At 65.4% G+C, this 11,676-nt stretch carries 5 protein-coding genes and 1 riboswitch; of the genes, 2 read left to right on the top strand and 3 right to left on the bottom strand.

Annotated elements, in window-relative coordinates; genetic code table 11:
• Nucleotides 1-1,311, bottom strand: a complete 1,311-nt coding sequence (locus M2331_RS15860; protein ID WP_181561167.1) for an RsmB/NOP family class I SAM-dependent RNA methyltransferase — start codon at nt 1,309-1,311, stop codon at nt 1-3.
• A 108-nt stretch (nt 1,312-1,419) separates the two neighbouring features.
• Between M2331_RS15860 and M2331_RS15855 the strand changes: the two genes are divergently transcribed.
• Both M2331_RS15855 and M2331_RS15850 read left to right on the top strand, forming a co-directional pair.
• On the top strand, nt 1,420-1,584 hold the full coding sequence (locus M2331_RS15855; RefSeq protein WP_181561166.1) for a DUF1674 domain-containing protein: 165 nt from the start codon (nt 1,420-1,422) through the stop codon (nt 1,582-1,584).
• A 218-nt stretch (nt 1,585-1,802) separates the two neighbouring features.
• Nucleotides 1,803-2,369: a hypothetical protein gene (locus M2331_RS15850; protein ID WP_181561165.1), complete on the top strand. Its 567-nt coding sequence runs from the start codon at nt 1,803-1,805 to the stop codon at nt 2,367-2,369.
• Nucleotides 2,370-2,392: 23 nt separating this feature from the next.
• Here the strand turns inward: M2331_RS15850 and M2331_RS15845 are convergent, their stop codons facing one another.
• A complete protein-coding gene (locus M2331_RS15845; RefSeq protein WP_181561164.1) occupies nt 2,393-9,313 on the bottom strand; it encodes a filamentous hemagglutinin N-terminal domain-containing protein in 6,921 nt (2,306 codons plus the stop codon).
• Nucleotides 9,314-9,364: 51 nt separating this feature from the next.
• Nucleotides 9,365-11,026 (bottom strand): ShlB/FhaC/HecB family hemolysin secretion/activation protein, encoded by a 1,662-nt coding sequence (locus M2331_RS15840; protein ID WP_181561163.1) that lies wholly within the window; start codon nt 11,024-11,026, stop codon nt 9,365-9,367.
• 434 nt (nt 11,027-11,460) lie between these two features.
• A riboswitch (cyclic di-GMP riboswitch) is annotated at nt 11,461-11,540 on the bottom strand.
• Nucleotides 11,541-11,676: the final 136 nt, after the last annotated feature.

The raw sequence follows: 11,676 nt of genomic DNA, 5'->3' as shown, positions 1-11,676 counted from the left end.
CTAAACCGAGTCAGAGCGGGACAGGCTCGCGATGAAGAATCCATCCAGCCCGCCCGCCGGCATCAACGCACCGGGGAAAAGGCGCAGCACATGCCCGTCCGCCACGAGCCCCTCGGGCAGCAAGGCCGTGTCGATCGGCCGTGGCAGCATCTCGGGATGGTTCGCGCGCAGGGTGTCCATCTGCGCCTCGCCTTCCTCCGGCTCCAGCGAACAGGTGGCGTAGACCAGCACCCCGCCGGGCTTCAGCCAGCCCGACACGCGCGCGACGAGCGCCGCCTGGATTTCGGCCATCTCGGCAATCTGTCGCGGGCCAACGCGGTGCAGCACGTCCGGGTGGCGCCGGAAAATGCCGGTCGCGCTACAAGGCGCATCGAGCAGGATCGCGTCCACCGGCGCGTCCGGCGCCCAGTTGGTGAGGTCGGCGCGCAGCACAGCTGCCTCAAGCCCGGTACGCGCGAGATTGGCCTGCATCCGCTCCAGCCGGCGCTGGGACTGGTCGACAGCGGTGACAGTCCAACCCGCAGCCGCAAGCTGCATAGTCTTGCCGCCCGGCGCCGCGCACAGATCGAGCACGGAACGACCTTCCCCCGCCCCGAGCAGCCGGGCCGGCAGCGAGGCGGCGAGATCCTGCACCCACCATTGCCCCTCAGCATAGCCGGGCAGGGCTGTTACCTCGCTATCCGCCGGCAAACGGACGTGACCGGGCATGAGCGATACGCCGCCAAGCCGCTTCGTCCATTCTTCCGTCGCCGCGGCATCGCGCAATGTGAGATCGAGCGGGGGGCGGTGCGCGATCAGCTGCCGCGCCGCGCCGACGACCTCTTCGCCCCACGACGCGCCCCAGCGCGCCTCGACTTCGTCCGGCAGGCGTGGCGCCTCGGGGAGGGCCAGCTGGCGCCGGAACAAGGTGCCCAGAACGCCATGAACGAGCTTGCGCGGCCCGCCATCGACCAGCGGCAGGGACGTCGCAATCACGGCATGAGGGGGTGTTTCGAGGATGAGCGCCTGCGCCAGCGCCAGCCGCAGCACCATGCGCGCCTTCGCGTCCACGGGCAGCGGACGGGCGGTTGCGCTGTCGATCAGCGCATCCAGTTCCGTCATGTAACGCAGCACCCCGGCCGCGATGCCATGCGCCAAGGCGCGGTCTGGCGGATGGCTGATGTTGCGGGCCGCGGCCCCCAGCGCCTGTTCGAGCGGCTGCCCCCGCCGGATCACGGCATCGAGCAGGCTGAGCGCCGCTCGCCGGGCAGGGAGACCGGCAGGTTGGGCATTTTGAGGGACGTGCTGCGATTTGGCGGTTGGGCGGGACATGGCTTGGCCCTATAACAGCTAAAGTCGATACGTGGCCGGGAAATGCCGCTTATGGCATCATCAGGTCACGAACCGCGTGCCATTGGCACGAAAACGGAGCACTAAAGCGTGGGAAAACGCCCCGATCATCTCAAGCCGCCGAGCTACCTTTCGAAAAGCCCGCCGGCGCCCCAGCCCGAGGAAGCCCCGGCGCAGCCGCGCCCTTCTGACGAAGGACTGGACCCGACGCGCTTCGGCGATTGGGAGCGCAAGGGCATCGCCGTTGATTTCTGAGCACCGCCCCCTGCACGCAACGTTGCATTTTTTTGGCGTTCGCCTTGGTTCAACGCAATTTTCGGATGCACTATCGGCCGCATATAGTACACTTAACACTCCGCAAAGAGAGTGGGACGAAGAGTCGGTTCGCTGGTCTTGGGGCGAGATGCCATTGTGTCTGCTGTGATGATCCCACCATCATGCCGATGCGCGCTGTTGCCTGACGGATGAGCAACGTGTCCGATTCCCACCGAACTTCTGCTTCGCCCGGTAACAATGCCGGTGTCGAGCAAGGAACGCCGGTCGGTTCTCCCACGCCGACCGGCGAACCACTTTCAGAAGACCAGCCCGATCTTTTCCCCGGCGCACGACCTGCGACTGCGCCTGCCGATGGCGATGCCGCGCTGCTGCAGGCGGTCGGACGCCTGATTCTCGCCTGGGGCCAGCTTGAGCGCACAACCGCCGACAAGGTTTCCACCATGCGCGAGTCGTTCGGCGATGTGCGCTCCGTGGGTGGCCGAACCCGCCCCACGCTGCAAAAGCTGCTCGCCGAACTGCGCGCGCTAGTCGCCATGCGCGACCGCCACGATCAGGATGCGCTGGCGGTGATCGCCACCATCGATGGCAGCCTCCAGCGCACCGCCCAGTTCCGCCAGCTGATCATCGACGGCGCACAGGGCGCATCCGGCAAAATCCTGAATTGCCGGGATATCAAGAATTGCCCGCTGGAAATCGGCCTGCGGGAAGTCGAGCGGGAGGCCGCCTCGCTCGACCGGATCTGCGCGCAGATCGCGGAAATCTAGGCAAGCGGCGGCGAGGCTGATCCTTAGCGCGCGCTGGCCAATTCCAGCTCCCGCTCCACCTCCTGCTGGCCCTCGTCAATCTGGATGATGATCGCCCTGTAGCCCTGCCGCAGCAGCTCGCCCAGCCGCTGGACCGTGTTGACGACGATCGGAGGCCGCGCTGGCCCAGCCAAAGCGCTGGCGGGCGCGATTACGCCCAGCGTGAGATGGGCGGGCAGGATGATCTCGCCCGTGCCGGTCACCTGGCCACCGACGGGCGTGATGAACGTGTCCGTGATAATCTGGTTCGGGTTGATCTTGCCGCCAGCCACCACGGGCTGATCGTTGACCACGAACGACCCGTCGCCATTGCTGCTGATCTCCTTGAACACACCCTCGATGGTGCCGCCGGGCGCATCGACGACGAGCGCGCCGCCATTGACCTGCACGTTGAGCGGCGTGTTCGACTGCAGCGAGATCGTGCCGCCCGAGCTGATGGTGCTGGTCACCGCACCGGGCGCCGCCACCGACACGGCGCCACCGGCGTTGATCGCGCTGGAAATGCTGCCCGTGCCCGAGGTGACCGAGGCGCTGCCCGCCGTGACGATCTGCGAGCTGATCGACCCGGCACTGGCCAGCACGGTGACCGGCCCGGTCGCCTTGATCGATCCGCTGACATTGCCGGACCCCGCCGAGACGCTCACGCCCCCGCCGGCATTGACCGTGCTCGATATACCCGATTGCGAGGCGATGGACGCAGAGCCACCGGAGGTGACGGACGAGCTGACCGGCCCCGTCGCGCTCAGCGCCACCGGCCCGGCCGCCTGGATGGAGCCACCCACGCTGCCGCTCGAGGTGAGCGAGACGCTGCTCTGCGAACTGACGTCGCGCGAGACATTGCTGGTGTAGGCAAGCTGCACCGGGCCGCCCGCGATGATCGAGCCCGTGCCCGAACCGCCCGCGCTCACCGCCACGGAGCCACCCGCCACGATGGGGCCGCTTTCGCTGCCAGTCACCGACGCGCTGACATTGCCGAGCGTATCCAGCGTGTTCGCGCTGAACAGCTGGTTGCCACTCAATTGCGAGGTGAAGTCGCCCGCCAGCTTGACGGTTGCGGCGGAGAAGTTCCCGCCCGTGACGGACAGGCTGCCCAGCCGCACGCTTTCGCTGCCCAGATTGCCGAGGCTGACGTCACCATCCCCTGTGGCACCCGCAAGACCGGTGCCAGTGAGGAACGCCACGCTTTGCGCGGCATTGGCGGTGCCGATCAGATTGGGGCTGATCGCGATCGACCCGCCGGGACGCGCATCGAACTGGGTGAGCGCCTGTGTCAGGCGCAGCGTTGATCCGTTCGCCGTTCCGCTGAACGCCAGCCCGCTCGCCGTGTAGCTGCTGCCGTTCAGCACGACCTGATTGCCGGTCACGCGCGTTGCGCCAAGCCGGGTGATCTGGCCGATATTGCCCAGAGCCGCCGTGCTCGCATTCAGCGTAAACGTCTGGCCACCGCCTGCACTCCCGTTGATGGCGAGGAAACTGGCCACCGTCAGCGCATCGACCGTGGTGGCGCCGGCCAGCGTCGTGGCGCCGTTCACGGAGAAGCTGGTTGCGCTGTACGTGCCGGCCAGCGTCGTCGCGCCGGTGTAGCTCTGCGCTCCCGTCGTGACAGCGCCCGAGGTCATGATCTGACCCCCGGTCGCCGTGATGCTGCTGACGTTCACCGACCCCAGCTCGATCGGGCCTTGCCCGGCGTCCACGGCCAGCGTCTGGGGTCCGCTGACGACACCCAGACGGACAGCCCCACCGTTCGTCACCAGCGTGGTTGCGCCACCAAGCGTGGTCGCGCCATCCACGCGGAAGGCGCTGCCGCCTGTGCTGAACGTGCCGGAGAGACTGGTCGCGCCGGTATAGGTCTGGCCGGCGGTCGTGGCGATGTTGGAGGCCGAGAGCATCGTACCCATGGCATCCAGACGACCGATTGCCGCGCTTCCGATGGCTACAGTGTTGCCACTCAGGCTCAGCCCATAGTTTCCGTCGACCGAGGCGAGGCTGATGGTGCCCGCCGGTGCTCCAATCGCCATATCCCCGGAGAGGGTGAGGAGACCGGCGGCGGTAAAGCCGCCCTGTCCCACCGTCACCGAGCCCCTGACACTGCTGCCAGCCGCGCCGCCGCCAAGTGTCATCCCGTCCAAAGTCGCGCCCTCGAAGATGAGCGCGCGCAAGCCGGACAGGCTGGCCGCTTCGCTATAGCGGCCGGCGCCGACGAAGATCGCATCACCCATGCTGGAGCCGTCGAGCGCCGACTGGAGCGAGAGCATCGCCGTCCCCCCAGCATCGAGCTGCCCCTCGCCGACATAATAGGTGCCGCTGCTCGCCGTGCCAGACCAGCCCTGAACAAGGCTCGCGTTCGCCGCTGCAAGGTCGACGGCATAATCGAAGGCGTCCTGCCGGCTCTTCTGGAAGAAGGTGAACTGCGCGCCGTCCTGCCGGTGCTCCGCATTCCGGACGATATAGTCGTAGCCCAGGATATTGATCGCACCGGGCGCCGTCATCGTGGACGAATTCTGCAGGTAGAGGCCGTTCGATTCACCGAAGCTGTTGCTCGCCTCGATCGTGATATTGGTGAGTTGCTGGGTACTGCCACCACCGTCGATGTTGTTGGCCTGATAGAGCGCCAGCCCGCCCCAGGCATTGCCGGCCGTCTGGCTGTTGCGCACAGTGACATTGGCGCTGTCGGTGATCGAAATGCCGTTGCCGGCCACGACGCCGCTGACCGACACCTCATCGATGGTCGCGCCGACGACGGCGTTCAGGTCGAGACCGGTTTTGTGCGATCCGCTGATCGCCACATCAGTAATCGCAAAGCCGGTGTTGCGGGAGTCGGCATCGCCGCGCTTTTCAACCTTGATCCCATAGGTGGAGCTGGTGTTCGCCTGGGAGCCGACCAACGCAAAGCCGCTCAAGGCGACATCGTCGGCATTCACCCTTATGCCGTAATGGCCGTGCCCGCTGGCATCGATCACGGTCAGCCCGGAGCCCTGGCCAACCACATCGATATCCTTGGTAATAAACAGCGTGTCGGTGAGACTGTGGGTGCCTGCCGACAGGTTCAGCCTGTCGCCATCTTGGCCCAGCCCCAGGGCCCGCCGCACGGCATCCGGGCCGGACGCGGTGGTGACGAAGAGCTGGCCGGCCACCACATGGGCGAGACCCGCGCCAGCCACGTCGACGCCATGGGTAATCCGATCTTCGACAGCGAAGAGCTGGTCCAGCGTCAGTGCGCTTGCCAGCACGCCGTTGAAGCTGACTCCGGTCAGATCGAGATCATTCGCGCTGCGCCACACAATATGCTGCACGGTGGCGTCACCCGCGACGAAATTGTTGCCGCTGCCGAAGCTGAGTGTCCCCGCGCCGGCGACATTGGTCGGCAGGTAGAAATCATAGCGATTGTTGATGAAGCTGTTGCCGGTGATGGTCGTCGCCGTCGGCAAGCCAAAGCCGGGCTCGACAGCCAGAACCTGATTGTTGTTGGTGAAAATGTTGTCGGTGAGGTTCAGCGCCTCCACGCCGCGCATCATCAGCACGGCGCCGTAGGTGGCTTCGCCGCTAGGCGTCCAGCTGCTCATGCCGACATCGCTGACGCTGTTGCCGACGAAATTGACGGTTCCGGCGCGGAACGCCTTGAAGATCGCGCCGAACGAGAGGTCCGAATCGCCGCCATTGCGCACGATATTCTGAGCGATCGTCACATCCGGATAATCGAAGTCGCCGCTCTGCTGCCGGAAGGCGATGTGCCCTGCCGTGTGGTCGAGCAGATTGCCGCTGAACACGACACTACCAATCTGTGCGCCGTCATTGGCGCCGCCGGCGCCGCTGCGCGTATCGAATGCTGCCCAGCCACGGATATTGAGGAATTCCGAGCCGGTGATCGCGATATCGCCACCAATCTGCCCGCCGATGAAGCCGTGGCGGCCCGCGGCATTTTCGCCGTCGATCCGCACGCCGCTCAGGGTTAGCCCGGTGATCGTCCCGCTGTTGCTGATTACGGCGGAGCCGGCCGAGCCCCGCACCGCGAAGTTCCGCAGGGTCAGTCCGCTCGGGCTGCCGCTGATCGTCATGCCGCCGGTGATGATCGTCTCATCCATGCCCGCGCCACTCAGGGTCAGCGCCTTGGTGACGGCCGCGGTCTCTTCATAGGTGCCGGCGGCGACATTCACCGTCGCGCCGGACCGCGCATCGCCGATCGCGGTGTTGATCGACAGGCCTTCGGCCACGGTGAAGATGTTGGTCAGGCCGCCCGGGCCGTATCCCTCGATCGAACTGGCCGCAGCATTGCCCACGTCCCGCGCGAAACTGAGCGCATCCGCCAGGTCGGTGCGATAGAAAATGAACTGCCGGTCGAGATCATCGCTGCGATGATCGCTGTTGCGCACCGCATAATCGAAGCCGGTGAGGTTGAGCTGGCCGAACTGCTGCGTGGTCGATTCAAGCTGGCTGAACAGACCCAGCTGTTCTTCGAAGCTGTTGAGAGCAGCATCGATGGTGATGTTCGTCGTCTGCCCATTATAGCCGCTGCTCTTGTTGCTCTGATACAGCGCGACGCCGCCCCAATCATTGCCAAAGGTATGCACGCCCTCCAGCACCACATTGGCACTATCGGTGATCTGCACACCGGCCCCTTCCGTGAGAATTGCGTCGTCGGCGACGCTGCGGCCATCGGCGGTGAAGTTGGTGATGCGGGCGCCGACCACACCATTAAGGTCCAGCTCCGCTCGCCGCGAGCCGCGCACCGTCACATTACTGATCGCAAAGTCATGGACCCGCTCGCTCGTTCCGCCCGGCGTGCTGACATGCCCTGCCGGATTGGGCTGGACCTTGATGCCGTAATTACCGCCGGCGAGCGTGCTGCCATATAGCGTGAAATTCGACAGAGACACATTATCGGCAAGGACCGAGATCGTCCCCAGCCCGTTGCCGCTGACCGCGCGCCCATCGAGGATCACGCCGCTCTCAGACTGGCCGGTCAGGGTCAGTGTCTTGCGGATGACGAGTTGCGAACTGCCAAGATCGTAGGTGCCGTCCCGCACCTCCACCGTGCCCCCGGACACGACGGCGTTCACGCCATCCTGCACAGACAACAGAGGTGTCGCCGCTGATCCCTGAGCACTTCCGGAACCGTTCGTTGCGACCGTGACATGCGTCCGGTTCGAGGCGGTATAGGCCTGGTTGAACACGGACATGCCGCCATTGGCACCGCTCAGCGCTAGCAGTCGCGCTTGCTCGTCCACGGAGATATTGGCGCCGAGCAGACCGTTTCCGGACGCGGTCGTGGTGCCGTTCCACACCCCGTTCAGATGCAGGTTGATGCCCCACTCGTTGCCGAAAGCACCCGCGCTGTTGCCGCTGATCACCAACCCTGGAGCGGACCCATCGACATATTGGAGGGAAATGCCGCTCTTTGTATTGTCGATCAGATTGCCGGTGATCCGCAGATCGGCGACATTGCGGCCGTCGACGAGAATGCCGTTGCGCACGCCGATGATGCTGTTGCCGGCGATCGTCGCATTGTCCGCGCCATTGAGCAGCGCGATGCCACGCGTAACCGAGCCTCCCCAATCGAAACCCGATGCGGTCGCGCCCTCGGGCAGCGTACCGATGAACCGCATGCCGGTAATCGTCACGTCATCGGCATTGACGGTCAGCCCGTTGATTGCGCCGCCCGTCAGCGGAAGCCGGATGGTCGCCAGACCGCCACCATTGATGGTCACATTGTCGCGTGAAATGGTCGCACCGGCGGCGTAGATGCCCTCGCCCAGATTCAGCAGCGTGCCACCGGCGACGGTGCCGATCACGCCGAGCGCATCCCCGATCACATCGCCATTGCCGCTCACATCGGCACCGCCGACATTGAGCGACATCGCCAGCGCCCCGTCCGCCACATTGATCTGCCCGGCACCGCCGATGCGGGCGCCCTCCACGAGCATATCGCCAGACACGGACAGCGCCGAGGTGACGTCGATCCCACCGGCCGCTCTGGCGCCGGCCAGACCGTCCGCACCGGCATCGATGGTTCCGCTCATCGCAAGATCGCCACTTTGGGCGAACAGCACGACCGTTCCGTCGGGTTCGGAGGTCATGCCGGACGCCGTGAGCGTGCCGCTATTGACCACCTGATCGATCAGGGCTCCGGCTGTCCGGGCGGTGAGCAGGATCTGGCCGCCCCGCGCGGCAATCGTGCCGCTGTTCTCGACCAGCGCATTGTCCGCGCCGAGGCCGATCTCCAGAAAGCCGGTGCCATCCAGATCCAGCGTAGCGCTGCTACCCGAGGCGAGCACGACGCGCCCCAGCCGGGCCGAAATCACGCCCTGATTGCGCACGCTCGGCGCAAAAAACGCGGCAAGGCCCTGATCGGCAATGCTGATATTGGCGCCGGCGCTGACCACGATCTCGGCTGTCGATCCCTGCATACCGGTGAAGGCGAGCGGGCCGCCGTTCATAAAATCGGCATCCACCACATTGGCGCTGCTTGCGATCAAACCGCCGACGTTCACGTCCGCCGTGCCGGCAAACATCACACCATTGCTGTTGATCACCCCGACGATCCCGTTGGCATTGAGCGACCCGGCAATCTGCGATGGCGCGGTGCCCCCGACGACGCGGTTCAGCGCAATGGCGCTGGCGCTTGGCTGCGAAAAGGTGACCTGCGCGTTCGACCCGATGTCGAAGCTGTTCCACTCGATCAGCGCCCGATCGCTCGTCTGGGTGATGGCGAGGCTGGAGGAAGCAGGCGCGCCAATGGTGGCGCTGCCGCCGACCACGACGCCGCCCGTCGGCAGAGTATTTGCGTCCTGCGCGAGAGCGGGGCGTGCACTGGCCAGCGCGAGAATGGCTGCCGAGAGCAGAAGCGCGGTCCGGCGGCCGCGAAGGGGTGAGAGGGCGGGCTGTGCTGCGAGAGTGGACGTGCTCATATCAGGTCTCCACGAAATCGGAACGATCGGCGCGACGAGGGTCGCGCCGGCTCAGTAAGCGGCGCTCAGGGACACGAAGATGCGGCCATCCCGGTTGCCCTCTGCGCTGACGGCGCGGCGGACGGGCTTGGCGTATTCCATCGAGAGGCTGAAACGGTCGGCAATGCCAGCCCGCAGGCCGGCGCCATAGGATCGCAATCCGGCGCGCGGGCGCTCGCCTGGCAGCAGATCGTTCTGCCAGACACGGCCGCCTTCATAATAGACATAGGGTTCGACCGTCCCCATGCCGCGCGCGGCGATGGTGTAGAAAAGCTCCACCTTGCCGGCCATGCCCTTGTCGCCGGTGATTTCGGAGGGATCATAGGCACGGCCATATTGGGCGCCCCCCAAGCCGAACTCCTCGGAGGCCAGCAGGCTTTCGGTCGACCACTGACCTGTGGCGCCAAGCAGAAGATGCAATCCGCGATAGAGAGGCTGCACCCGCGTCACTTCGCCATTGAGACGGGTGAACATGGCCGATGCGGTACCCCGTGATTTCGCGGGGTCGCCCAGCCTTGTCGCATCGAAAACGTTGAGCCCCTGCGTCACGGAGGCGCGCAGCGTCGTCTGGCCGCCCATCCGGTCGGCATGATTAGCCAGCAATTCGGCCGTGACGGTCCGAATGCGGTCATCGAAAACCGGATCGATCAGGCGATTGCGGGAACTGCTCTCCCGCGATTGCCAGGAGAACCGCCCGAGAACGTTGGTCTGCCGGCTGCGCAACATGGGGTATTGAAGAGCAAGGCCCCAGCTGAAGCTTTTGCCCTTCACGGCCAGCACTCGCAGCTCGTCGCCCGGCTTGGTGCGCGCAAAGCTGGCAAAGCCGCTCATCCGCAGCCCGGAACCGCCGAGCGGCTGATCATAGGCACCAGACACGAAGGCCAGTTCACCGCTTTCATCCGGCGCGGCAACGGCGGTGAGGGCGAGGCGTCCGCCCAGCTGCGCGAGATCGTTGAAGACCAGCCCCCCAAAGAGCTGCACCGGCCCGAGCCAGCGCGATCCGCGATTATCCACCGCGACGAAGGCCTCGATCGGTTGGCGCGCGACGAGGAGAGAGAGATCGGCGGCACCTTCGTCGCTCGACGGGGTCAGCACGGCACGCACGCTGGCGCCTTTGAGGTCGCGCGCGAGCAGCAGCGCACGTGCGAGATCATCGCCCGATGTCGGCCGCTCGGCCTGCACCGGCGCGAAATAGCCTTCGAGGAGCGGGCGATAGCCGCCGGGATCGCCCTCGACGCGCACGTCACCGATGAAGCCCTCGACGATGTTGATCGTCGCAACGCCGTTTTTGATACGCTGCGGCGCGACCACCGCGCGGGACAGCACGAAACCCCGGCGCCGATATTCCGTCGTCACCGCTTCCGCGAGCCGGAAAAGGTCAGCCAGGGTGATGTCGCGGTTGAGATAGGGTTGGGCCAGAGCGTTCAGAACGTCGAGCGGCACCGCGGTCGCTCCCTCGAACCGGATGAGGGAGAGGCGGAGCGGCGCCGTGCTCTCCGGCGCAACCTCCGATGTGGGCGCCTGCGGGAGTTCCACCGGCGAGACCGAGGGCATGGCCGGCTGCCCGCGCAGACGCTCGTCGACCCTTCCGGGATCGACAGTCTGCTGCGCATGCGCGGATGTGCCCGCCAGCGCGATGGCGGCCAGCAATAAGCTACGAGTCGTCATGGTCATTCCGATCCCCTTGTTCCCCATCGGAAAGTGATTGAGCGCCACGATGCAGCCCCCTGCATCGCGGTGTGCGAGCGCCGTCAGGCGGCTCTGAAATCTTTAACGAGAGCGGTTGTCGCGCGGCGGTCGGTAACCGTGACAGGCTGGCGGCCAAGTCCCTGACCGGCTGAAGCCCGACCCGCCTCTTGCTCTTGCTGCAAAGCCCGTGATCGCAGGGCGCCGCAGGGCCGCCTCACCGTGCCGGCCCGCTCATTCTGCGGTGACAAGAATGTGAGAGACGCCAAGCCTCGCCATCGCGCGCGCCACATTTGGCGCGCGAAAACGCGCCTGTTTTCAAGATATTCAAAGGAAAACCCGCATATCTCCGCTACGGAGCATGGCGGCTTTCGAAGGCTCCTGGGGGAGCCCGGAAGATCACGCGGTATCATGTTCGACCTTTCGGCAACCCCGCTATCCTGAAGGCTCAGGACCGGAGGCTTTGCGTCCCGCCGTTACCGACGGTTTGCCCTTTCGAGATCAAAGCGATCTCATCGGTCTGTTAATGGGCATAGTTAATCGAGCCCGTCAAGGTTAATGAGAGCCGATTGCAAAGATGAAGGATTAATAGAAATTTCACGCTGGCCCACGTTCGCGTGAAAATTTCGTAGATTCCG

This window comes from Sphingobium sp. B10D7B (assembly GCF_025961955.1).
Taxonomy (GTDB): domain Bacteria; phylum Pseudomonadota; class Alphaproteobacteria; order Sphingomonadales; family Sphingomonadaceae; genus Sphingobium.
The sequence above is the reverse complement of the archived record's forward strand: the minus strand, read 5'-3'. Positions and strand labels throughout refer to the sequence as shown.

What these genes read in the sequence shown, in the direction of transcription:
- M2331_RS15840 (WP_181561163.1), bottom strand. Translation starts at nt 11,026, where the DNA reads ATGACCATGACGACTCGTAGCTTATTGCTGGCCGCCATCGCGCTGGCG.
- M2331_RS15860 (WP_181561167.1), bottom strand. Translation starts at nt 1,311, where the DNA reads ATGTCCCGCCCAACCGCCAAATCGCAGCACGTCCCTCAAAATGCCCAA.
- M2331_RS15845 (WP_181561164.1), bottom strand. Translation starts at nt 9,313, where the DNA reads ATGAGCACGTCCACTCTCGCAGCACAGCCCGCCCTCTCACCCCTTCGC.